Source organism: Verrucomicrobiia bacterium (assembly GCA_035574275.1).
Lineage (GTDB): Bacteria > Zixibacteria > MSB-5A5 > DSPP01 > DSPP01 > DSPP01.
The window spans coordinates 65,399-89,274 of record DATLYY010000064.1; the positions used below are offsets into that span (position 1 = coordinate 65,399).

21 protein-coding genes are annotated in these 23,876 nt (G+C 55.0%); 14 read left to right on the plus strand and 7 right to left on the minus strand.

The window, feature by feature from the left end; translation table 11 throughout:
- Positions 1-206: 206 nt before the first annotated feature.
- From VNL73_08865 to VNL73_08875, 3 genes are read left to right on the plus strand one after another with little or no spacing between them, the layout of a single operon-like run.
- On the plus strand, positions 207-1,463 hold the full coding sequence (locus tag VNL73_08865) for a di-heme oxidoredictase family protein (protein ID HXF49517.1): 1,257 nt from the start codon (positions 207-209) through the stop codon (positions 1,461-1,463).
- Positions 1,460-1,906 (plus strand): Rieske (2Fe-2S) protein, encoded by a 447-nt coding sequence (locus tag VNL73_08870; GenBank protein HXF49518.1) that lies wholly within the window; start codon positions 1,460-1,462, stop codon positions 1,904-1,906. The genes VNL73_08865 and VNL73_08870 overlap by 4 nt, the downstream gene beginning before the upstream one ends.
- Entirely contained in the window at positions 1,903-3,075 is a 1,173-nt protein-coding gene (locus VNL73_08875) for a hypothetical protein (protein ID HXF49519.1), read from the plus strand. Before VNL73_08870 ends, VNL73_08875 begins: the two co-directional genes overlap by 4 nt.
- A gap of 329 nt (positions 3,076-3,404) precedes the next feature.
- On the opposite strand, the gene VNL73_08880 is transcribed toward VNL73_08875, so the two are convergent.
- Positions 3,405-3,746, minus strand: coding sequence for a DUF488 family protein (locus VNL73_08880; protein HXF49520.1), 342 nt, complete (start codon positions 3,744-3,746; stop codon positions 3,405-3,407).
- A 112-nt stretch (positions 3,747-3,858) separates the two neighbouring features.
- On the opposite strand from VNL73_08880, the gene VNL73_08885 reads away from it, so the two are divergent.
- From VNL73_08885 to VNL73_08895, 3 genes are read left to right on the plus strand one after another with little or no spacing between them, the layout of a single operon-like run.
- Positions 3,859-6,210: a protein kinase gene (locus VNL73_08885; protein ID HXF49521.1), complete on the plus strand. Its 2,352-nt coding sequence runs from the start codon at positions 3,859-3,861 to the stop codon at positions 6,208-6,210.
- Between the two features lie 6 nt (positions 6,211-6,216).
- Positions 6,217-7,317, plus strand: coding sequence for an FHA domain-containing protein (locus VNL73_08890; GenBank protein HXF49522.1), 1,101 nt, complete (start codon positions 6,217-6,219; stop codon positions 7,315-7,317).
- A gap of 18 nt (positions 7,318-7,335) precedes the next feature.
- A complete protein-coding gene (locus VNL73_08895; GenBank protein ID HXF49523.1) occupies positions 7,336-8,277 on the plus strand; it encodes a Stp1/IreP family PP2C-type Ser/Thr phosphatase in 942 nt (313 codons plus the stop codon).
- Between the two features lie 43 nt (positions 8,278-8,320).
- Here the strand turns inward: VNL73_08895 and VNL73_08900 are convergent, their stop codons facing one another.
- Positions 8,321-10,003, minus strand: coding sequence for an NFACT RNA binding domain-containing protein (locus tag VNL73_08900; protein ID HXF49524.1), 1,683 nt, complete (start codon positions 10,001-10,003; stop codon positions 8,321-8,323).
- 118 nt (positions 10,004-10,121) lie between these two features.
- Between VNL73_08900 and VNL73_08905 the strand changes: the two genes are divergently transcribed.
- The 8 genes from VNL73_08905 to argF all read left to right on the plus strand — a co-directional run bounded on the left by VNL73_08905 (position 10,122) and on the right by argF (position 17,950).
- Complete coding sequence (locus VNL73_08905) at positions 10,122-10,979, plus strand: YicC/YloC family endoribonuclease (GenBank protein ID HXF49525.1); 858 nt, start codon at positions 10,122-10,124, stop codon at positions 10,977-10,979.
- A 2-nt stretch (positions 10,980-10,981) separates the two neighbouring features.
- Complete coding sequence (gene gmk / locus VNL73_08910; protein ID HXF49526.1) at positions 10,982-11,572, plus strand: guanylate kinase; 591 nt, start codon at positions 10,982-10,984, stop codon at positions 11,570-11,572.
- A gap of 66 nt (positions 11,573-11,638) precedes the next feature.
- The gene (locus VNL73_08915) at positions 11,639-11,854 is read left to right on the plus strand and encodes a hypothetical protein (GenBank protein ID HXF49527.1); all 216 of its coding nucleotides are present in this window, start codon (positions 11,639-11,641) and stop codon (positions 11,852-11,854) included.
- A 27-nt stretch (positions 11,855-11,881) separates the two neighbouring features.
- The gene (topA, locus tag VNL73_08920) at positions 11,882-14,116 is read left to right on the plus strand and encodes a type I DNA topoisomerase (protein HXF49528.1); all 2,235 of its coding nucleotides are present in this window, start codon (positions 11,882-11,884) and stop codon (positions 14,114-14,116) included.
- A 1-nt stretch (position 14,117) separates the two neighbouring features.
- Positions 14,118-15,038, plus strand: a complete 921-nt coding sequence (locus tag VNL73_08925) for a tyrosine-type recombinase/integrase (GenBank protein HXF49529.1) — start codon at positions 14,118-14,120, stop codon at positions 15,036-15,038.
- A gap of 102 nt (positions 15,039-15,140) precedes the next feature.
- Entirely contained in the window at positions 15,141-15,668 is a 528-nt protein-coding gene (hslV, locus tag VNL73_08930; protein HXF49530.1) for an ATP-dependent protease subunit HslV, read from the plus strand.
- Positions 15,665-17,002 carry an ATP-dependent protease ATPase subunit HslU gene (gene hslU, locus VNL73_08935; protein HXF49531.1) on the plus strand — a complete coding sequence of 446 codons (1,338 nt, stop codon included), beginning with the start codon at positions 15,665-15,667 and terminating at the stop codon, positions 17,000-17,002. The genes hslV and hslU overlap by 4 nt, the downstream gene beginning before the upstream one ends.
- A gap of 27 nt (positions 17,003-17,029) precedes the next feature.
- On the plus strand, positions 17,030-17,950 hold the full coding sequence (gene argF, locus VNL73_08940; protein HXF49532.1) for an ornithine carbamoyltransferase: 921 nt from the start codon (positions 17,030-17,032) through the stop codon (positions 17,948-17,950).
- A gap of 78 nt (positions 17,951-18,028) precedes the next feature.
- On the opposite strand, the gene VNL73_08945 is transcribed toward argF, so the two are convergent.
- From VNL73_08945 to VNL73_08965, 5 genes are all read right to left on the minus strand, one after another.
- Entirely contained in the window at positions 18,029-19,186 is a 1,158-nt protein-coding gene (locus VNL73_08945; protein ID HXF49533.1) for a hypothetical protein, read from the minus strand.
- 7 nt (positions 19,187-19,193) lie between these two features.
- Positions 19,194-20,993, minus strand: a complete 1,800-nt coding sequence (locus VNL73_08950) for an ATP-binding protein (protein HXF49534.1) — start codon at positions 20,991-20,993, stop codon at positions 19,194-19,196.
- Entirely contained in the window at positions 20,990-21,649 is a 660-nt protein-coding gene (locus VNL73_08955; GenBank protein ID HXF49535.1) for a hypothetical protein, read from the minus strand. Before VNL73_08955 ends, VNL73_08950 begins: the two co-directional genes overlap by 4 nt.
- Before the next feature lie 121 nt (positions 21,650-21,770).
- Complete coding sequence (locus VNL73_08960) at positions 21,771-22,613, minus strand: sugar phosphate isomerase/epimerase (GenBank protein ID HXF49536.1); 843 nt, start codon at positions 22,611-22,613, stop codon at positions 21,771-21,773.
- The gene (locus tag VNL73_08965) at positions 22,610-23,869 is read right to left on the minus strand and encodes an asparagine synthetase B (protein ID HXF49537.1); all 1,260 of its coding nucleotides are present in this window, start codon (positions 23,867-23,869) and stop codon (positions 22,610-22,612) included. Before VNL73_08965 ends, VNL73_08960 begins: the two co-directional genes overlap by 4 nt.
- Positions 23,870-23,876: the final 7 nt, after the last annotated feature.

A 23,876-nucleotide genomic window follows, 5' to 3' on the forward strand; every position in this document is an offset into this window, starting at 1 on the left:
TGAACGGGAAAAGTACAGTTGTGCAGCTTTCTCCCGATTTTTACTTCTAAGCTCTCCCGGCGGACCGTCGAAGGAGGCGTCGAGCCGGCCGCGAGGCCGGGCGCGCCAGTCCCCGGGGGAGCTTTTTTAGCTTGACAAGTTTAATTAATGCGGATTAATTCTTTCCATTAAGTGGAATTAATTGCAAGAAACAGAAGGATGGAAGGGTGTTCGGAAAACGCTTTGGGTTTTTGACCGGGCTTTTATACGGCTTTCTTTTGGCCTGCGGGGGGGCTTCCATTTTGGGCGGACTTTCCGGCTGTCAAAAACTTCTCACGGAAGCCCCCAAGCCGGAGGAGAGCCTGGACGCCCCCATCGACGGGCTCACCCCGGAGCAGGCCAAGATTTTCGCCCGGGGGGATGAGGCGTTTGGGGAGGTGTTCACCTTTGAGACCGGGCTGGGGCCGCTTTTCAACAACACCGCTTGCGAGCGCTGCCACGTCGGCGACGGCCGGGGGCACCCTTCCGTCAATCTGAAGCGCTTCGGCAAGAACTTGGGGGGCGGGCAGTTTGACGTTTTGGCCCAGTACGGCGGGCCGCAGCTTCAAGAAAGGAGCCTACCGGGGTATCCGGCGGAAAAAATTCCGCCCGAAGCGAACGCCGTTTCCGAACGAGGGGGGCCCTTGGTGGTGGGGCTGGGTTTGATTGAAGCGATACCGGACGCCACCATTCTGGCCAACGTCGATTCGCTGGATGCCGACGGGGACGGGATTTCCGGGCGGCCGCAATTTCTCGACCCGCCGGAGTTTTTGAACCTGCCACCGGGGCCGTACAACGGGAAATATCTGGGTCGTTTTGGGCGCAAGGCCGGGGCCATCAATTTGCTGCAGCAGACCGTCAACGCCTACCATCAGGACATCGGCATCACCTCCGATTTCCGCCCGGAGGAGAATTTCAACCCGCTGGCGGGCGGCACGGGGGGCGATCCAGTGCCAGACCCGGAACTTACGGCGGGCACCATCAACGACGTCGTGTTTTATTTGCAAACCCTGCGACCCCCTTTGCGACGCAATCCCGCCGACCCTCCGGTGAAACGGGGGGATTCCCTTTTTTCCGCCATCCTCTGCGGCCGTTGCCATACTCCGGCCCTCGTCACCGGGCCGCATCCAATTGCCGCTTTGAGCAACAAGACAGCCAATCTGTATTCCGATTTGCTTCTGCACGATATGGGGCCGGACTTGGCGGATAATTTTATCGAAGGGGAGGCCTCCGGCACCGAATGGCGCACCACGCCGCTCTGGGGGCTCGGCATCCTCGAGACGGTTTTAGGAGGGAAGCCGTTTTTTTTGCACGACGGGCGGACTTCCGATTTGCGGGATGTCATCAGCTTTCACAAAGGGGAGGCGGATTCGAGCCGAAAACTTTTTTTTCAGCTTTCGCCCGCCGACCAGGAGGCGCTTTTGAAATTCCTGAAATCGCTATGATGACCCGGAAAGAGTTTTTGCAGAGCGCCGCGACCGCTTTGGCTGCCGCCAGCATTTTTCCAATGTCCGCCTTGCTTGCGGGATGCGCCGTTAATTCACAAACCCTGCGGGTTTCCACAAAAGAAAATCGAGTCCGGTTGACACTTTCCGAACTGCCGAAACTTTCCGAGCCCGGGGGATACATCAAGCTATATCCCCTCGGCTTTGCCCATCCGATAGTTCTTTTTCAGGATGGAACGGGTGAGCTTTTTGCGGTTTCCACCACCTGCACGCATGCCGGATGCGAAGTGCGCAAAACCAAATCCAAATTCGAATGTCCCTGCCACGGCTCGCAGTACGATTTGAGCGGAAAAGTAATTCGCGGGCCGGCGCCGGCGGCCTTGACCCGTTTTCCGGTGAAAAAAGAGGGGGGGGTTATGGAAATCATTTTGAAGGAAGGATGATGAAAGTTTTGGCTGCGATTGGCATCCTTGGGCTTGCGTTCACTTTTCCCGTTTTCTCTCAAGATGTGCCGGATACGGCTCAAAAGCCGTTCGTCAAAGGGGGGATTTATGACAAACCATATCTGATACGCCCTTCTGGCCGGCTGGCGGTCGGCGGATATGCCGAAATGCTCGTCCGTTCCGATTATGAAGCGGGTATCCACGAAGGATACTCCTTCGAGGCGCGGCGTTTCAACATCTTTCTTTTCTCCTCAGTTTCCGATTTGATAAAGCTTACCTCTGAGCTGGAGTTCGAGCACGGCACGGAGGAAATCAAGCTGGAGATGGCGCTTGTAGATTTGCAGTTTCGGGAGGAGTTCAATCTTCGCGGAGGAATCTTGCTTTCTCCCGTGGGCAAGTTCAATCTGGCCCACGACAGCCCGAGAAACGAGTTTGTTGACCGGCCTTTAGTTTCCACCCGCGTTATTCCGGCCACCCTGTCGGAAGCAGGGCTGGGGTTCTACGGCTCTTTTTATCCCTCTGGTGAAAACCGGGTAACCTATGAAAGCTATCTGGTCAACGGGCTGACGGACGGTATTTTGTTGGCCGGAGATGGAACATCCCTTCCGGATGGCCGCCCGGAAGCGTTTGAAGAGGACAACAACGGCAGCCCGGCTTTTGTGGGACGGCTGGCCTTCAGTCCGCACTTCGGCGGCGAGTTGGGGTTTTCGATTCACTCCGGCCGCTATAACACCTACAAACTTGAGGGCGTGGAGGTGGACGAACCGCGCACAGCCACGCTTCTGGCCCTCGATGCCGAATACGAAATCGGCCGTTTATCCCTGCAGGGGGAACTGGCACGGGTTTCGATTGCAATACCGCCTTCCCTGGTCGGGCTTTTTGCCGAAAAGCAGTGGGGGTTTTATGGGCAGGCGCTATACAATCTTTTTGATGGTATTCTACCGATGTTCCCGCAATCGGTTCTGGCCGTCGGGAGCCGGTACGACTACATCGATTTCGATGCGGACATCGAAGGGGCGGATTTGCACCGGGTAACTTTGGGTGTCAATCTGCGCCCTGTGCCGGAAACAGTTTTACGATTTAATTACCTGCACAACTGGGAATTCGACCGCATCAACAACGAAACCCGTTCGGCGGCCCTGCAGTTCGGGATTGCCACTTATTTTTAATTACTCCCTTTGGAACCAGCTCCGCCATAGTTTCTGTGTCCTGGCAGGCTTGAGGTGTTTGATTTCGGTTCAGCATGGATTTCTGCATCCGCAGGTCGAGTTTTCCGTATAAGAGAGAAGGTGGGTGGTTCCCCGCCGGCATCACCGATTGGCGCTACCAAGCGCGGCCGGGCAGTTCCCCAAACTCGAGCGTCTGCCCGGTGGAGGGAGGATGCCGGCTTTTATTTTATCCGTTTTCTCGGAGCTGGGGCTCCGGGCTACCCATAAAAGTGGCACTGAAGTGCCGCCTACGATGAGCGCCGGTAAGTAAGGGCGTATGGCAATACGCCCTACAAATCCTTTATCAAGTCCTTCAAAATCGAGCGATGGCAAGTGGCTTCATCCCGGCAGGCGCAGAGGAGGGTGACTGTTTTTGTTTTGGCCAACATTCCGATTTCTGTCAAAAGCTCTTTTTGTCGGATCATCCCTTTTTTATACTCTTTTTTGAGGGCCGGCCATTCGATTTTGCCGGCTTTGTACTTCCGAATTAACTCAATCGGAGTGCCCAAAGATTTCTCCCAGCGGTCAAAACCTCCCTTTTTAAAACCGCGGGGCCAGAGCGTCATCACCAGAATCCGAACACCGTCCGATTTTTCAACCGGGTCGTAAATCGATTTGGTCAAAAGCGGCATCGCTACAATTCTCTTTCCAGACGCGAATATAAGCAAAAACCGGCATTCGAATCGGATGGAACAATTGGGCAATAATTGACAACCATCTGCCGATAAACTACCTTGAGGGGAAATGACAAGAGTTTTAATAGACGGAAAATACGAACTTATCCGCAAGCTTAAAGAAGGCGGCTTCGGCATCGTTTATTATGGCTGGGATTTGACTTTGGACAAACCGGTCGCCATCAAGGAAATCGCCCCATCTTTGGTCGGCGACCAGCAGTATATGGACATGTTCACCGACGAAGCGATGAACACCGCCAAACTGGCCCACTCCAACATTATCCAAGTCTTGGACTTGCGCAAAACGGACGAGGGGCGGGTCTTTTTGATCATGGAATACATCGAGGGAATCGATTTGCGTTCGGCTCTCGAACGCTGCGAACGGGACCAGGTCTTTTTCCCGCGGGATTTGGGGGTGCATATCATTGCCGAGGTGTGCAAGGCATTGGATTACGCCCACCAGGCCAAGGACCGCCGCACGGGGCATCCCTTGAACATCATCCACCGGGACATTTCCCCCTCCAACGTCATGATGTCGGTCTCCGGCGACGTTAAGCTCATCGACTTCGGCATCGCCAAGGCCCGCCAGCGGGTGGCCAAGGAGACCCGCACCGGAATCTTGAAAGGGAAAGTCAACTACATGTCCCCGGAGCAACTCGAAGGAAAGAAAATCGACGCCCGTTCGGACCTCTTCAGCCTGGGGATTGCACTCTATGAGGTTTTGACCACCCGCCAGCTCTTTTCAGGAGAATCCGACTATTCCGTGATGAAAAATATTGTCTCCGCCCGCGTGGATACCGAACCGCTGCTGGAAAAGAACGTCCCGGTCCCCTTGCAACGGGTGGTCATGAAGGCATTGAAAAAGGACCCCCTGGAGCGTTACCAGTCGGCCGGAGAGATGTACGTCGACTTGTACAACTACCAGCGCACCTCCCCGTTGGAATCGCCGCAGGCGGAGCTTGGCCGCTTCGTCAATTCCCTTTTGATGCTGCGCCCGGAGGAGCGGCCCCCCAAGGAAGACACCACGGATACGCTCAAGCGGATTGCCGACAAATCCAAGGAGATTATCGCCACTAAAGAAGTTCAATTCCACGGCGTGAAAGATGTAGAGGAGGTGTCGGTCAAGGACGTGGTGCAGGCGGCCGCAAGCGTTGATCCGGCTGCCTCGGCCATTGAAGTCAAGACCCAAGCCAAAAAACCTCCGGCGGAGGCGCCAACGATGCTCAAAGCCGCACCGGTTCCCCGTCCCATGAAGAAACCCCCGGAGGTGGCCGGGAAAAAGAAAAGCCCGATTCTTCCCATCGGCATCGCCGCCGGCGTCCTTCTGGCCGCGGCGGCGCTTTGGTTTATCCTGTTTGCCAAAGCGACCGTCACTTTGACCACAATCCCCCCCGAAGCGGCGGTACTTATCAACGGCGAAAAGCAGGAGGGGGTGACGCCCCTGGAGTTGAAAGATCTGCCGGAAGGGGAACACGACTTGGTTTTCCGCAAACCAGGCTTGCCGGATTTGATGGCCCATCTTTCCTATCCCAAGAAAGAGAAAAAGAGTCTTTCCTACGCGTTTGAAGCCCCCGTTCAGTTGGCTTCCGTGCCGTCGGGGGCGGCGGTGATGGTTAATGGCTCCGAATTGGGCAAAACCCCCATGACTGTTCGCTGGAAACTCTCCGAACCGTTCGATTTGAAACTGAAAGAACCAAACGGCGGGGAACTCTCCGGCTTCAAGCTGGACCCCCTGCGGGAGACGGCGGAGATGACGGATGCTCGGCTGTGGCGTTTTACTCCCGGGCGAACCCCCTCCTTAAATTTCAGCATCACGGGCTACTTCCGGAAAGAAATTGAATTTCGCAGCAACCCCTCCGGCGCCTCTGTCTTTTTGGGGAAAGATACTGCGCCGGTCGGCAACACGGCCCAGAACCCGAAAATTTTGCTGGACTACGGCAGGCAAAGGATACGATTTGCCCTTTCCGGGCATCAGTCGAAAGAAGTTACGTTGGACGTGGGGGCGGCCACGGAGGCGATTTATGCAGCGGAATTGATGCCGACCGGCACGACTCCCTTGGCGGAGAAGCCGCCGGATGCCAAGCCGGCCGGCAAGGGAGGTACGCGTTCAATTGCGCCGCCGGGCGAAAAGCCGGAGACCAAAGCGCTCGACTCCCGCACCCGCATTGTTGTCAAGGATGAGCGGGCCAACAGCCTCTCCGGCGTGCCCGTGACCATCCGCAGCCGTCGGACAAGGGAGATCGTGGCGCAGGGGAAAACGGACGGGAATGGAACTTTCGCTGCGGATCTATCCGGGGGGATGTATCGAGTCACGGTTTCACCCCCCGGCTTTGAGCCGTTTTCCGAGGAATTTGCCGTGGTTGCCGGACAGGGAAAAATGCTGCCCTGCACCCTGCGCCGAAACACCAGTTCCAGCCGGTAGGGGCGCATGCCCAAAATTGTCCTAAAAAAAGATTCCGAAATCATTCAGATTTTTCGTCTGGAGGCGAAAAACCTGCGGGTCGGCTCCGACCGGCTGGCGGACGTAAAAATCGACGACTGGACGGTGGGAAAAGAAGAAGCGGTCATCTGGCCGAAGGGACAGCAGTTTTTCATCAAACCGGTGGGGGCCTTTCCGCAGCTATTCGTCAACGGCGCGGAAGTTTCCGCCGAACAGGTCTTGAAAGACGGGGATGAAATAAAAATCGGCCCGTACGTTCTGGTGTTCAGTCGGTTGCCGGAGGAGATGGAAGGATTGGCACTGGAGCCGCCGCCGGTCGTTTCGACTCCTTTCGTGCCACCCCTGCCTGAAGCGGAGCCGTTGGTTTCCCCTCCAGTCCCTCCGCAGCGGGAGCCGGAACCGCCAACTCCCCACCCTATCCCGCCCGTGCGGGAGCCGGAACGGGAGGTCCCCACCAGCAAGATTCCGCAGGTCAAACATCCGGCGCCCCCTCCTCCCCTGGTAACCGCTTCCCACGATACAGCCTCCGAAAAAACAATGATAGCCGCAATGCCGGGCCGAACCAAAGCAAGCGACGCTTTTGAAATGTCCGGGCGGGTGGACGAATACTATCTTTTGGCGGTCTGGGGGCCATTGGCCGGCCGCCGCTTCCAATTGAAATCCGGGGAGACCAAAATCGGGCGGGATAAAGAGGCGAACGAAATCGTTGTCCGCGAAGATGAACAAGGGGAGCTGGATACTTCCATCTCCCGCCGCCATGCCTCTTTTTTCTGGTCGAACATTTTTGCCCCTGGCGGAGGGGGGATCAATTTTTCCATCATCGACGTCGGCTCCAAGTTGGGGGTGATGGTGAACGGAAAAAAAATCAAGCCGGAGAAGGGATTCCCGCTCCAAGTGGGGGATGAAATCGGCATTTTGAGCGAGAAAGCGCCGACCATCTTCCGGCTGGCTTCCGGCGACCGGCTCGATTTTGCCCCACCGCGGATGGGGAAAGAGCCGAAAAATCAGTTTTTCGAGCAAAAAATTATCTGGATTATTGGCGGAATTATAATTTTATTCTTGGTTTTGGGTTGGATCGTACTTAAGTAAAGATAGCGAGGAGCGCGTTTGAAATTGGATGTTTATGCCCTCTCCGACGTGGGGCGGAAAAGAGAGCAGAACGAAGACAGCTTTATGACCCTTCCGGAACGGGGAGTGGTGGCGGTCTGCGACGGGATGGGGGGGCACAAGGCGGGGGAGGTGGCCAGCCGGGCGGCCGTGGATGCTTTGGAAAAGATTATGGTCGTCGAGCCGCCGGGGGCGGATTACCTGCCGGACAATCTTGGAAAAGAGCTTTCCCCCACCGTCCGAAACCTGATACGGGGAGTCCGGCTGGCCAACCGGCGGATTTTCCGGGCCTCCGCGCAGGCGGTCAAGATGCGCGGGATGGGGACCACTGTCGTGGCGGGGGTCTTCACCCCCGGGCAGTTCGCCATCTGCCACGTGGGGGATTCCCGCTGCTATCTTTTGCGCGATTCAGTCATCCGCCGGCTGACCGTGGATCATTCCTGGATGGAGGAGCTCATCGCCTCCGGTGAGTTGAAAGCCGAGGAAGCGCAGAACTTTCCCGACCGCAACTTCATCACCCGCGCCTTGGGCATCCGTCCGGCGGTGAAGGTGGACGTCAGTTTGGAACCGGTCAAAACGGGGGATGTTTATTTATTCTGCTCGGACGGTCTTTCCGGCATGATTACGGACGACGAAATTTTGGAAATTTTGCTCGCCAATTCTTCCCTGGAAAAAGCGGCGGCTGCCCTGATTGAACGGGCCAACGCCAATGGCGGGGACGACAACGTAACCGTGGTTTTGGTGCGGGTGATTGAAGCCGACGGTGAAAACAACTCCAAGCCGCCGGTTTTTGTCACCGTCCCGGAGGAATCCGAGGCGGAGGCGGTAGCGACCGACCAGCTGCTTTTGAAAATGTTCGGCAAGGATGACTTGATTCTGGACGATAAAGAACCGACCCGCGAAATGAAGGACAAAAAGAAAAAGAAGTGGCTGATTTTTTAAGATTCTTTCATTAGGAATCGTAGGGGCTCAAGGTACTGAGTCCCTATTCTTTATCCGGCCACTTCTGCCTTTCCGGTTTTTTCGGGTACACCATCACCGATTTTGAGCGTATCAAGACCACCAACCCCGGTTTGGCCTTGCGGGGTTTTTGGACGTAGCGCACCTCGGCGAAGTCCACGTTGACCTTGGTCGAATGGCGGGCTTTGGAAAAGTAAGCCGCCGCCGCGGCGGCTTCCAAGATTGCCTCTTTTGAAAACGGCCGTTTTTCGGCCACCAGAATCACATGCGAGCCGGGGGATTGGGAGGCGTGCAGAAACAAATCGTTCTTACCTGCTTCGCGCAAGGTCAGCCGGTCGTTTTCCTCCGAATTGCGTCCGACCCGGAATTTAAAACCGTCTTTCGTCCAAAACGTCCAGCCGATTTGCGGTTTTTCCTTGGCTTTTTGTCTTTTGGCTACAGCCGGAGGTGGGTACAGAGTTTCCAGTTCCTGTGCCAAGAGCCACTTTTCTTCCGCCATTCCTTTCACGGCAATCCGCTTCAGCAGTTTGTCGACTTTTTCTAATTCCGCTTCGGTCTCTTTGATTCGCTCAGGTAAAAGTTTCAAGGCCCGCGCCGCCTTTTGAAATTTGGAGAAATAGACCGCGGCATTCTGCCTGGCCGTTTTGGCCGGGTCAAGCGGAATGCGGATTTCAACCGCCGGATTTTCGTACCAGTTTTCAGTAATCAGCTCGGATGCACGCGGGCGGATTCTATCCTTGGCCGATAGAATCAAGTCCCCCATCTGTCGCAGGCGTTCGGGATTCTCGTAGCTTTTCAATTCGGCTTCGATTTTCTCCTTGCGCTTTTCCAAATCCTCTTTTTCGGCTTCCAGTTTCTTTTCATATTTTTTCAATTTATTCCAGACGGCGGCATAGGAAAACGAATCAAGAAACGAGGCGAACTGCTTTTGGTTTTCCACTTTGACGGATGAAAGCGGAAACGGTGAAATGCCTTTCAGTTTTTCTTTTTCGAAATAGAGGGTTGGCGCAAAATTCTCTGCTTCAAACAGCAACCGGACGGCTGCCCGCAGAGCTGTCTTTAGTTCAGCGGACAGTGAACCAAAATTGGTTTGTCCATCGATTTGGGCGCGTTGCAGGAGCTCCAAAGCCAGAAAGGAAGGAATTCGAAGGGCTTTGCGCAACGCTTCGTCCAGCGATGTTTCCGGATTATCGTTCAGGAATTTTTCCGCACTGGAAAGCGATAGTTCAAACCCGTTTTCCTTTCTGGGAGAATGTTCAACGGAGATTGGCCAGCTTTTCGTTGGTTTTTCATCGGTGGCCGGTTGATAAAACTCCATACGAGTATCTTTGCCGAAAAGAATAAAGCGAAGCGAAAAATCATCGCTAGGCGACGTATCAGAACAGGTGAACAAGATTTCGACTATCGAGTTACTGCCTTGCTGGCGGACATTCTTGAGGTAGGCGCCGCCCAACTCGGTGTCAAAACTTTCCCATCCAAAACGGGTTTTCGCCTCCGCAGCCGGTGCAAAAAAGAAGAGCTGACAACCGGATTGAAAAGAGAAAAACAGGTGGAATTTTTTCTTTTCGAGGGCCTGACGGGCGTCAAAAAACGTCAGCCAAGCGGTTTTCCGGCTCTCCGAAGCGCGGACGGACTCCAGGCGCGCTTTTTTGATTTTTTGCTCCAATTCGCGCGCGGCCCAGCCGGTCAAGAGCGGATACAGCAGCATGCCGCAATTTATCCTCCATCCAATCCGGGGTCAAATTCCCCGTGTAAAAGCCCGACCGGAAAGTTTTTGTTTTGACAAAGCGGTTTGGATTTGTAACTTCTTTTTTCTTATGCAGAGCATGACCGGCTTCGGCCGGGCAGAAGTGGAGAGGGACGGACACCGCGTATCGGCGGAAATTTCCTCTTTAAACAGCCGTTTTCTGGAACTCACTTTTCGGCTGCCGCGATTCTTGTACGGGCTAGAGTTCACCCTGCGGGAGTATTTGACTTCCAAGCTAGAACGGGGGAAGGTGAACGTCAGTGTCCGTTGGGAAGAAAAAGACCGCCCGGCCTGGGCCTTCGATCCGTCCCAAGTTAAGGCCTTTCTGGACTGGCTAAAGACGGCCAAAAAGAGATTCAAGCTGAAGGGGGATCTCGAGGTGGAGGATTTGCTCTATTTGCCGTGGTGGGTGAAGGAGGATTTGGGGGAAGCGCCGGAAGGGGCTTTGGAACTCGTGCAAGAGGCCTTGACCAAGGCGATTGACGAATTGAATCGCGCTCGCAGGGAGGAAGGACGGCGCTTGGCGGAGGATTTCAAAAGCCGCTTGAATTTGATTAGCCGAGAAGTGGCGGAAATCGAAAAGGAAATTCCAGCCCACAAGGAGACCTACCGCCAGCGGCTGGAGACGCGCATCAAGGAACTTTTGGGGGAAGGAAAGTACGACCCCGTTCGGATGGAGCAGGAGGTGGCTATGATGGCGGAGCGTTCGGATGTTACCGAGGAAATTGTCCGCCTGAAAAGCCATATCGAGGGGTTTGACGCCGCGGTATCGGCCAACGGGCCGGTCGGCAAACGGCTGGGTTTTTTTCTGCAGGAAATGGGGCGGGAGGTGAACACGCTCGGTTCCAAGGCACTGGCGGCCACCGTCGCCCGGCGAGTAATCGCCGTCAAAGAGGAACTGGAAAAACTGCGCGAGCAGGTTCAAAACGTGGAGTAAGTTTGCCCAAACCGCTGTATATCGTCGTCTCGGCTCCGTCCGGTGCCGGAAAGACGACGTTGGTCAAAGAAATTCTAAAAAAGCACCCGCAGTTCGGATTTTCCACCTCCGTGACGACGCGACCGCCACGCTCGGGGGAAAAAAACGGTCGGGAATATCACTTCATTTCGGAAAAGGAATTTTTGCGGCTGCGAAAAACAGGAAAGCTTCTGGAATGGGCCAAAATCCATGGCTATTACTATGGCACGCCCGCGGCCCCCTTGAAATCGAAAAAAAACTGGAAGGTGGTTCTTCTCGACGTCAACCGGCAGGGGGCGCGGGCGATAAAAAAGGTTTTCCCGGAAGCGGTTTTGGTTTTTATATTCCCCCCCGGTTGGAAAGCGCTAAAAACCCGGCTGTCCGGCCGGGGGACCGAATCGAAAGCGGAACTGCGAAAACGGCTGATCGAGGCCAAACGGGAAATCGCGGCCGCCCGGCGGTACGATTATTGGATTGTGAACCAAACGGTCACGGAGAGCGTAAAACGGTTGGAAGCAATACTTACTGCGGAACTTTCCCGCCCGCTGCGGATGCCCGATGGGAACAAAAAGTAGAAATGCAGGGTTGCAACCAGAACTGGAGTTTACCCGGCTTCTGTCGATTAAAACAAAGGAGAGTAGATGAACTTCAACAACTTGGAGAAAGTGGTTCAAACATCCGGTACGCGATACGAAGCGGTCATCCGCGCGGCGAAAACAGCCCGCTGGCTGAATCGCACGCGCAAGAAATATGAAGAAGGGGTTGTACCGATGGAAGAGGAGCTTCCCTCCCATCGGGTGGCCGAAGCGGCTCTGGAAGAGCTCGTTTCCGGCAAGATAGAATTTGAGCGGCAGTAATATTTTTCGGGGGTTTACGTTTAATTTATGGCCAAAAACTTAGTCATCGTCGAGTCGCCCACCAAGACCAAGACCTTGAAAAAGATTTTGGGGCGTGACTTTTCCGTTTTGGCGACCAAAGGGCACATCATGGATTTGCCCAAAAGCCGGCTGGGAGTGGATGTGGAAAACGAATTCGAGCCGGAATACGAAGTTGTCGCCAAGCGGAAGGAAGTCATCAGTGAACTGAAAAAAGCGGCAAAAGAAGCAGACAAAATCTATCTCGCGCCGGACCCGGACCGGGAGGGGGAGGCGATCGCCCATCATGTGGCCCAACAACTGAAGCTCAAAAAGCCGTTGCGGGCCTCATTTAACGAAATCACCAAGGAAGCGGTCAAGCGGGGGATTGCCGAGGCGGGGAAAATCGACGTTCACAAGGTGGAGGCCCAGCAGGCCCGCCGGATTTTGGATCGTCTCGTCGGTTATCAAATCAGCCCCCTTTTGTGGAAGACCGTGCACCGCGGGCTTTCCGCCGGGCGGGTACAGTCGGTTGCCCTGCGGCTTGTTTGCGAGCGGGAAGAGGAAATTGAAAAGTTCGTCCCAAAGGAATACTGGTCCGTCAAAGCGTTTTTTGAAACCACCAAGAAGGATGTTTTCGCCGCCAAACTGGTCAAAATCAAAGGGGAAAACTTTGAGCTCGGCAGCAAGGCGGCAACCGATAAGATTTTATCCGACATTGAAAAGCAAAAATACGCCGTCTCCGACCAGAAAATTGAAGAGCGGCAGAAAAACCCGTACCCCCCCTATATCACCAGCACCCTGCAGCAGGATGCCAGCCGGCGGCTCGGCTTTTCCACCAGCAAGACGATGACTTTGGCCCAACGGTTGTATGAAGGGGCGGAAATCGGCGGCGAGACAATCGGTCTCATCACCTATATGCGCACCGACTCCGTGCGGGTGGCCAACGAGGCCCGGGAGGGGGCCGCTCAATTCATCCAAAGGCAGTACGGCAAGGAGTATTTGCCGGAGGAGCCGCGCTTTTACAAGTCCAAAAAAGGGGCGCAGGACGCCCACGAGGCGATTCGCCCGACCTACTTTGATTATCCGCCGTCCGCGGTGAAAAAGTACCTCGACAAAGATTTATTCCGCCTGTACGAGCTTATCTGGAACCGGTTTTTGGCTTCGCAGATGGCTTCCGCTGTTTACGATGCCCTCACAGTGGAAGTCGCCGGCGGCGACTATCTATTTCGGGCCACGTCACAGAATCTTAAGTTCCCCGGCTTTCTGGCGGTATACGAGGAGTTGAAGGACGAGAACGGTGAGGATGACGAGCAGTTTGAAATTCCGGTATTGAAAGTCGGCGCGCCGCTTTCCTTGAACAAACTGGAGCCGGCCCAGCATTTCACCAAACCGCCGGCCCGGTTTACGGAGGCGGCTTTGGTGCGGGAGTTGGAAACGCGCGGCATCGGCCGGCCTTCCACATACGCGTCCATTATCACCACCATCAAGACCCGGCATTACGTCGAAGTCAAAGAGCGGCGGCTTACCCCCACTGATTTGGGAAAAACCGTGAACCGGATTCTGGTGGCGGAGTTTCCCGACATTTTTGATTACGAATTCACCCGCGAAATGGAGGAGGAGCTGGATTCGGTGGAGGATGGAAAGGATGACTGGGTGAAGGTTTTGAAGGATTTCTACGAGCCGTTTGAAGAGGACCTGGCGGCGGCCAGGAAAAAGGAGAAGGAGATTCGCAAATCAACCCAGGAGAAGTCGGATGAGGTGTGCGAAAAATGTGGCCGGCCGATGGTCGTGCGTTGGGGACGGCACGGGAAGTTTTTGGCCTGCTCCGGTTATCCGGAGTGCAAATCGACGAAACCACTGGAGGGTTCGGAAGAGGCCCAAGAAGTCACCGAAAAGTGCGACAAGTGCGGCTCGCCGATGGTCGTCAAGCGGGGCCGCTACGGCACCTTTCTTGCTTGCTCGGCCTATCCCGACTGCAAAAACACCAAAGCACTGGTCAAGTCAACCGGGGTGAAATGTCCCGAAAAATGTGGCGGCGAGCTGGTGGAGCGCCGCAGCAAAAGCCGGCGGATTTTCTATTCCTGCTCCAAATATCCGAAATGCAAGTTTGCCACTTGGGATCGCCCCATGCCGACCGCCTGCCCGAAAGGGGACTCGAATTATATGCTGGCAAAGGTAACCAAGGCCAAAGGGGAATATTTGCTCTGCCCGGTTTGCAAGACCGAAGTTGCCCCGACTCCGGCGGCCGCGCCGGTGGCGTAGCATGCCCGCCGAATCGATTGGCTCGGTTCTGGGGGAATTTTTAACTCACTTAAAAAAGAGAAACGTTTCTTCCAATACGTTGAACGCCTATCAGAAGGATTTGACACTCTTTTTTGAATCGCTCGGTTACAAAAACTTTGGGGCGGAATTTGCGCCTGATAAAATTGGTCCGGACAGTTTTCGCATATACTTCGCCCGACTGGGGGCTGTAGCCGGGCAATCCAGCCGGACCCTTTCCCGACGGGCCTCCACCCTAAGGCAGTTTTTCAAGTTTCTCTATCGCACGGAACGGGGCGCGGAGGATTTGTCTCTTTGTATCTCCTCCCCCAAATTCCTCCGAAGGCCGCCCAAAAGCTTGAACGAGCGGCAGGTGGAAAAACTTTTTGACGACGCTCTTGTTCCCGGTGATACCGCCTTTGAAAAGGCCCGAAACCGGGCCATTCTGGAGCTTTTTTATTCCTCTGGGTTGAGGCTGGGGGAACTTTCGACCTTGAAACGGGAGGATGTTGATTTGGAACGGCGCTGGGTACAGGTTTTGGGCAAAGGAGGAAAAGTCCGCGGCGTGCCTTTGACGGACAAGGCGGCCAGTGCGGTGGGGGAATATCTTACTGTTTGCGAGAAGTTGAAAGTTAAATCAAAAGGTAATTTTGAATCTCTTTTCTGCAAAGAAGATGGGACGGTCTTCTCCCGCCGCAGCATTGCCCGGATGGCCAAAAAAGCGCTTCTGTCCGTGGACGGTCGACCGGATATTTCTCCTCACTCCCTCCGCCATACTTTCGCCACCCATTTATACCGAAGAGGAATCGATTTGCGTTCGCTACAGGAGCTTTTAGGGCATTCCAAAATCTCCACCACCCAGATTTACACGGCTGTTGACCCGGATTGGCTGAAGGAGCAGCATAAAAAGTTTTCCCGCCGGTAATATTTATAGTCGTTTCTCCAATTGATGGATGTAGAGGCGGTCGGCTGGTCGTCCTTACCGTTTACCTCAAAAGCATTATATTGCTCGACAGGAGGTTAAATGATGTTTCGCGCAACAACTATTGTGGGTGTCATAAAGGATGGCAAGGCGGCCTTAGGCGGGGATGGCCAGGTCACGTTCGATGACACCATTGTCAAGCACAACGCCAAAAAACTGCGGCGGCTGGCCGGAGGGGAAATTTTGGCCGGTTTTGCCGGCTCTTCGGCGGATGCCTTTACTTTGTTCGAACGCTTCGAGGCGAAAATCGAGGAATTTAAGGGAAACCTTTCCCGTGCGGCCGTCGAGTTGGCCAAAGATTGGCGCATCGACCGCTACCTGCGCCGGTTGGAGGCCCTTTTGGCTGTATTGGATTCCAAGCAGGCCCTAATCATCTCCGGCAACGGGGACGTCATCGAGCCGGACGACAAAATCGTATCCATCGGTTCCGGCGGGCCGTACGCCCTTTCGGCGGCGCGGGCTTTGGCCGCTCACTCCAAGCTTCCGGCCAAGGAAATCGTCCGCCGCTCGCTGGAAATCGCCTCCGAAATTTGCATTTACACCAACGACAAAATCACGGTTGAAGAATTATGAAAGAATTGACACCAAGAGAAATCGTCAAAGAACTGGATAAATACATCGTCGGACAGGAGAAAGCCAAACGGGCGGTCGCGATTGCGCTGCGCAACCGCTGGCGGCGACAGCAGCTTTCCGAGGAATTACGGGAAGAGGTGATGCCGAACAACATCATAATGATAGGTCCAACCGGCGTGGGGAAGACCGAAATTGCCCGGCGGCTGGCCTTTCTCGCCAACGCCCCCTTCATCAAAGTGGAGGCCTCCAAGTTCACCGAAGTCGGCTACGTGGGGCGGGACGTGGAGTCGATCGTGCGGGATTTGGCGGATTTGGCCGTGGCGCAGGTGCGCAAGGAGATGTCGCATCGTGTGCAGGAAAAGGCCGCTCGCCAGGCGGAAGAACGGATTTTGGACATACTATTGCCTGCCCGCCCGTCGGCCGTCCCCGGTACGCCGGAAGAGGGGGGCAACGGAGATTCGACCCGTGAAAAGCTGCGCGTGCAACTGCGGGAAGGGAGGCTGGCCAAGCGGCCGGTGGAGGTGGAACTTCCCGTGCAGGCGTTCCCGATGGTGGAGGTATTCACCCCGATGGGAATGGAGGAACTGGGGACCAATTTCCAGGAAATGCTTTCCGGGATGATGCCGAAGAAGACCAAAAAACGGAAGATGAACGTGGAGGAAGCCCAGCGGGTTTTAACGCAAGAAGAGGCCGGAAAATTAGTCGATATGGACGAGGTTATCGGAGAAGCCATCGACCGAGTTGAAAACTCCGGCATAGTTTTTCTGGACGAAATCGACAAAATCGCCGGGGAGAAGGCCAAGACCGGGCCGGACGTTTCGCGCGAGGGGGTGCAGCGGGATCTTTTGCCGATTGTGGAGGGCTCCAACGTGACGACCAAATACGGAATGGTGAAAACCGACCATATTCTCTTCATCGCCGCCGGGGCGTTTCACACCGCCAAGCCCTCCGATTTGATACCGGAACTGCAGGGGCGTTTTCCCATCCGCGTGGAGCTGGACAGTTTGACCACCGAGGATTTTGTTAGGATTTTGACCGAACCGAAAAACGCCTTGGTCAAGCAGTACACGGAGCTTTTGGCCACGGAGGGGATTGAAGTCAGTTTCAGCGACGACGCCGTCTCGGCCATCGCCCAAACGGCTTCCACGGTCAACGAACGGACCGAAAACATCGGCGCCCGGCGGCTGCATACGGTGATGACGGCACTTTTGGACGAATACCTGTTCCGGGCACCCGACCCCAAGCTGAAAAAGCTCAAAATCACCGCCGAAGTGGTGGAGAAAACGCTGAAGCATGTAGTGGAAGACGAGGATTTGAGCCGCTACATTCTATAACATAAAAAAAGAGGACATCCAATACTTATGAAAAAGGATTTTTTGCAGGTACACGATTTTTCGGCCAAAGAAATTCAGGCGGTCTTGCAAACCGCCTCTGCCTTCAAAAAAGGGAAGCTCAAAGCTAAACCGCTGGCTGGCAAAACAGCCGCCCTGATTTTTCACAAAACCTCCTTGCGCACGCGGGTCTCCTTTGAAGTCGGCATTTCCCGTCTTGGGGGGAATTCCATATACTTGCGGCAGGAGGAAATCGATTTGGGAAAGCGGGAATCGGTGGCTGATGTGGCACGGGTGCTCTCTCGCTATGTCGGTTTAATCGTCATCCGCACCTATTCGCAGGCCGACGTGGCGGAACTGGCCCGCTGGGCCTCCTGTCCGGTCATCAACGCCTTGACTGACTTGTCCCATCCCTGCCAGATTTTGGGGGATTTGCTGACCGTTTACGAAAAGCTGAAGAAAAAGGAGAAATTCTCCATCGCCTATCTGGGGGATGGCAACAACATCACCAATTCCTGGCTGGAGCTGGCCACCCAGATTCCAATCGATTTGCGCATCGGCACTTCGGAGGCTACCTGGCCGGATCGATCACTGATCGAACAGGCGAAGAAAGCCGGAAAAAGCAAAATCACCATCACCTCCAACCCGGATGAAGCAGTTTCCGGCGCCGAAGTGATATACACAGATGTTTGGGCTTCGATGGGGCAGAAACACTTGGCCGATGAAAAAAGGCGGCAACTGGCCGGTTTCCAGGTCAATTCCGCCCTTTTGAAAAAGGCCGCGCCGCGGGCCGTTGTTTTGCACTGCCTGCCTGCCAACCGCGGAGAGGAAATCACGGACGAAGTGATGGATGGGCCCCAGTCGGCGGTTTTTGACCAAGCCGAGAACCGGCTTTGGATTCAAATGGGAATCATCAATTTGCTTCTTAAATCCACAAAGAAGAGAAAATAATTTTTTTAAAGGAGTAGCATAGGTCTTCAGACCTCCAGGGGAGTTTCGCTTAAGTGAAACTCCCTTTATGTTTTGAGGTCAGAAACTTGTGGAAATCTGGGTGGCGACGATATCGTCGTTGAACTGCGGCTGGCCGGGAAAGCGGGTTAACTGCCCCACCAGTTTGATGGTGACGTTCCGGTCGAAGCGGTACCCTAGCCCGGTCTCGATCCGGTACAGCGGATAATCCCAAACGGACCGGCCGCCGGAAGGGTCGTTGATTTTTGAAAACTCCATCCAGTCGTAACGGGCCGCGAAGTAAAACTGGGTGGCGAACTTATACGTCCCTTCCACATACCACGTGTAGGCGTCCAACGGCTCCGGCAGGTAGGGGTGTGTCCAGCGGTTGATCATCCCCTCGCCAAAAGCAACCAGTTTTCCTCGTTCAAAGCTTAGGTCCCAACCAAGAAGCCTTTGACAGTATTTGTTTAAGTCGGCGCCTGCGGGAAGTTTGGATTGGTGATCGCGGGTGAGATAAGGCCCATAGGCGAAAGAGCTTCCCAAATTGAGCCCCAGAAAGGGGGAATAGCCGAAACGGCCGGAAAATTGCGGGAGGCCGCGGCGGCGCTCTATAGTGGGATAAGTGAGCGAGCCGGAGAGGGCGGAGGCCATGTATTCGATGGTGCCGTTCCCCCCAAAAAACAAAATTCCTGTGTTCCAGCAGGCGTCGTAGACAAACGGCAGCCCGAAGACAAACCCGCTGTTGTTGGGAACGTTCCCCAAACCACGGTTGGCGAGCAGTTGGCCCACGTCCGTTTGCAAAGGGGATTCGGTTACAGCCGTATGGTAATTGTACCCCAGCGGAACCCCGATCAACGAGTTTTTGTCCGAGTAGGTCCGCGGGCCCCAGGTGCCGAATGGATTGCGAATCATCCCCGCTTCCGCGTTCAGCCAGCGGTTTTGGGATTTGAAGCGGACGTAGGCACCGCTTATGCGGGGTGAGCGGGCGTTATCGGAAAGTAACTGGCTGAAGACCTCGAAGTTGTCGGAAACCTTCTTATCCAAAAAGAGCCGCATCCTGAGGGCATGGAAGTTGGAATTGCCGAACATGGTGGTGTTGACATGGTCCTTGGCGCTTGTATTACGGCCCACCAAGTCGACCAATAGATGCGCTTCGAGGGGATTTTCCGCTTTTACCCCGGCACTCCATGCAACGAGGAGGATGAGCAAAAGGCCTGTTTTTAACGACTGATTCATATAACACTTATATCACAATTTTGCTCGTTTCCGGGAAAACCATTGTTTCCAAGGCCACCCGTTCCCCCCCCGGCAGGCGGATGGTGAAAGTGGTACCCTTTCCCGGTTCGGAATCGCACTGAATGGTTCCCCCGTGTTCCTCGACGATTTTTTTGCTCAAAGCCAGTCCCAGCCCTGTGCCGCCGGGTTTGCCGAAGGTGGCAAAGGGCTGAAACAATCGATCGGCCAGTTCGGCGGGAACTCCGGGGCCGTTGTCGGACACTTGGATGACCCCCTCCACTCGGTCCAGATAGGCCCTTACTTTGATTTCCCCTCCCCCTGCCATGGCCTCCCTGGCGTTGCGGATCAGGTTCATGAAAACCCGCAAAATCTTTTCCTTGTCGGCCCAGAGCTGAAACGGTTTTTTCAGTTCCACGTCAATCCGCACCGGAGTGTTTTTACAAAGTTCTTCCGCCTGAAAGTTGATTTCGGTCAGCAAGTCTTCAATATCCAAAACCACGCGGCGGGTGCGGGTCTCTCCCTTGGCAAAGTCCAAAAGCTCCTGGGTCATATTGGCCATCCGGTCCACCTGCTGGATGATTATTCCGCTGTGGCGCTCCCTTTTTTCCGGGTTTTCGTCGGGCAGGGCCAACAGTTCGGCCGAACCCTGGATAACCTGCATCGGGCCGCGGAAGTCGTGGATGATGGTGGCAGCCATCCGTCCGAGAATCCCCAACCGCTCCTCCCGCATCGCCTGGGCATGGGCCTCCTTCAGCTCCGCGAGCCGGTTTTTCAGCGAGATGCGCATCTGGTTGAAGGCCTCCGAAAGCCGGCCGATTTCGTCACGGCTGAAAGGGGGAAGGGTAAAATCCAGATTGCCGGAGCTTATCTGGTGTGCGCCGGCCACCAGTTTTTCCAGCCGGCGGCTGATTTTTACTGAAAGAAGATACGATCCTAGGATGGTTACCAGGGTGCCAAGCAGCACGGGCAGAAAAAAGGAACGGAAAATCTGGTTCATCAAGGGGGCGATGACTTTATCCTCGGATTTAAGCAGGTAATACCAGATTGGTGTTTCGGAGGCAAAATCCTCTTCCAGGTTGCGGTGCAAAACGAGGTAACTTTCATCTCCGATAGAAAGCTCGTGCACCCCTTCAAAGTCGCTTACGGCACTCGTGTGGCGGGCCAGCTCCGCCGTGCGAGCGGCCGTCAAAGTTGTCGCTATCGGTTTTTGGTTTATAAAAAAGCAAACTTCCGAATGAGTAATTTCTTTAATCAGGAGCGCCAGGGCCGAATCGATGGCGTAACCGAGCAAGAGCTGTCCGATTTCGCCGTGGCCGGGAGCGCGCAGGGGGGTTCGTACCATTTGAAAGACCCCTCCGGTCAACGGCAAAAGGCCGTCTTTGTCTTCGTAATCAAATTTTCTTAAAATTTCCAAGTCCTTTTCTTTGGGTGTATGGGTGGAAGGGGTTACGACCGAGGCCAAAATCCTGGATTTTGAATCGGTGACCACCAGCAAGTCGGCGTTGACGATGGCTTGAAACCGCACCGCTTCGGCTTGGGCGGTGGGAGGATCCCCTTCCGCAATGGCGGCAAAAAAGCGGGGATCATTGGCGATCACCTGGGTCTCCGCCTCGAGGTAGCGCCGGCGCTGCTCCAGAAATTTTTTTGAAACCGGAAAGCTGGTGGTCAGTTCCTCTTCCAGATAACCGGTCAGCTCTTTTTTGGCTGATTTATAGATGGTCAAGAGGGAGAACAGAACCAAAATCAGAATGACGCCCAGAGCGGAGAGGAACAACTGCCGCTGCAGACGACTGGCCCAAAACCTCATTGGTCCTTTCGGAAGTCGACGGAAGCGGTGTCGTCTCTTGGGATGGTCACCGTACGGGAGCCCCACTCGCCGGTTTTGTGCCAGACCTTCAACAAGTACTCCCCTTCCGGCACGTTTTCAATACGGAAGCGTCCCTCCCCATCGGGATAGGTGAAATAGGGATTTTCCAGCACCAGGATTACGCAGTTCATATCGGAGTGGATTTCGCAAAAGACCCGCACCGGCCCCGGTTTATCGAAGGTGACAGCCCGGGATTTCCCCGTAGGATAACGGCCGAGATCGAACTTTTTGGTTTTGGAATAGGAGAAAGCATTGTGAAAGAACGGGTCAAAGTTGGGAAAATCGACCGTCGTTCCCACCACCACCGGCAGGACCTCCGGAATAAACCGACGGTTGATTTGAACCACTCTCGGGCGAACGGAGGGGGGAGGAGGTTTTTGGGGAGGTTGCGCGTCCGCCGGCACGAGATAAACGACCGTGGCCGGCGGTTTGTAAAAAGTGTCCGGCATTACGGGTTTGGAATTAGTGGGGTAGCGCTCCACGCTTTGGAGCGTCACCGGTGGGGGAAAAACCGGAAGCCACCCCTCGACCGTCCCGGCCAAAAGCAGGGAGTGCGGCAGCAAAGAAACAGCGAAAATCAAACCGAACAGACGCATACTTCCCCTCCTTATAAGGCAAACCCCTCCTTAATCTTATCGGCGTCCGGGCAAGGGGCTGAAGTCAGCAAAAAGGCCTCCGTTGCCGGAGGCCTTTTCTATTGAGGGCGGCGACTATCTTCTATTTTTGGGGCGTGGAAAGGGCGGAACTGGTTTGGTCAAAAGCGAGCTTGTCAAGATAGGTCATGGAAGCTTCAATTGCTTCGGCATCCTTCACTTCGATGATTTTGAATATCTCGTCGGTTTGCAGGACCTCGCCGAAACGTGTCCAAGGGATGCTGCCCGAGCCGACCGGCAGGTGATCAGTAATTCCATTGCGGTCGTGCAGGTGCACCACGCCCACGCGGGGGAGATGGGTGAAAAAAAAGTTCAAGGTCCCCTGCACTTTTTCCGGTGTTTCCGCAAAAGAGTGGCCGATGTCCCAAGTCAGATTCAAGTTGGTCTGTTCCAAAAGGGAGGCGATGATTTCCTCGAAAAACCCCTCGAAGTGGTTGGTGTTTTCAAACCCCAATTCAAGCTTTCCATCGGAAAATTCCAAAAGCCGCAGGGCTGAGTCGCGGAAATTTTCCGCCAGCGGCTTGAAGGTCGGGTGCTGCATAATTTTGATCCGTCCGGAGCCGGTCGCCACCAGACCGACTTTGCCGGTATGCAGGGTGAAATAAACGGCCCCCAGTTCCTCTCCGAAAGCCAGCATCTCCTTTATCCGCTCAACCCCCGCCAGGCGGATGTTCTTGTGACGGGAAAGCAGATTGATGTCGTCCGGGGCATGCAGGAGCAGTTGAATATTCGATTTTTCGGCCGCTTTTCGTATGGCCGTTCTTTTGCCGGCGTCAAAATGCTCTGGAAAGTATTCGGGCCGATTCAGATTGATTTCAACTGCTTCCAGCTTCCATTTCGCCGCTTTGGCAACCGCCTCCTCGATAGGCGTGTTTCGGCGATTGGCGGAAAAACCGAGCTTCCTCAAGTTTTCCGCTCTTTCTGCCGGGCGGCCGGGAAAAGGACATTGTTCAAAATCAGCCGGTAGCCGGGGGAGTTTTTGTGCAACGACAAATCGGTCGGCGGGTCGCCAATCTGGTGCTCGTAATCCTCCGGGTCGTGGCCGGCCAGAAAGGTCCAGGTTCCCTGCCCGAAGTTGCCGTGGATGTAGCGCACTTCGTCCACGCCCGGAATCTCCCCCAGAATGGTCACGTGCTTTTTCAAGAGGGAACGGCGAAGGGCGGTGGTGAGCCCCATAAAGCCGGCCACGGCGGCGTTGTGGTTCTGCACCAGCATCGTCGGCACGGGGTCCAGCTTGGCGGAAAACTCGAAGAGAGTGAAGAAGTCGGCTTTCGGGCTAGCCACCCAGCGGCTGCGGTCATAGGTGACGTCGATGTCCGAGCGGCGGTGCTCAAACGGCTCCGGAAAAACGGTGAAATTGGTGAAAGCCCAAGTTTTGTTGAAGTTTAATTCGCTGTTGTAACCGGCGTCCGGCGGGTCGCCGTCGAAGACGGCGTCGCAGATGTCCACCGAATCGGCGGCGAAGGCGATGTCTATGGTCTCTGTGGCAGAGCACATTGCAAAAAGCATCCCCCCGCCCGCTACGTAATCCTTGATTGCGCGGGCCACCCCTTTTTTCAATTCGGAGACCTTGGCAAATCCCAGCTGGTGGGCCATCGTCTGGTTGGCGGCGACTTCCTGCCGGTACCAGTCGGCGTTGCGGTACATCGCATAAAATTTGCCGTACTGGCCGGAAAAATCCTCGTGGTGGAGGTGAATCCAGTCGTATTTGGCCAGCTCCCCGGCCATCACTTCGGCGTCCCACAGGGTGCCGTACGGAATTTCGGCGTAGGTCAGAGCCAAAGTCACGGCGTCGTCCCAGGGTTCCTTGTTGGGGGGGGTGTAAATGGCGATTTTGGGAGTCTTTTCCAGAAGAATGACTTCCATGTTGTTGTCCTCAATCGTCTGGTAAATCTGGGCCGCGTCGCCGGTTGAGATAAGGTCGTAAGCCACCCCCTTCAAACGGCAGAGCTTTTCCAGCTCCGGCGCGGGGTCGGTCATAAAGGAGCCCCCGCGGTAATTCAACAACCACTCCACGTTCTGGCCGCGGCCCAAGACCCAATAAGCCACGCCGTAGGCCTTTAAATGGTCGGTTTGCTTGCCGTCCATATAAATCAGAAGTTTATCGGCTTGGGCTGTTGCCGTCGAGAAGCAGAGTATCAAAAAAATGATTAACTTTTTCACTCTATGA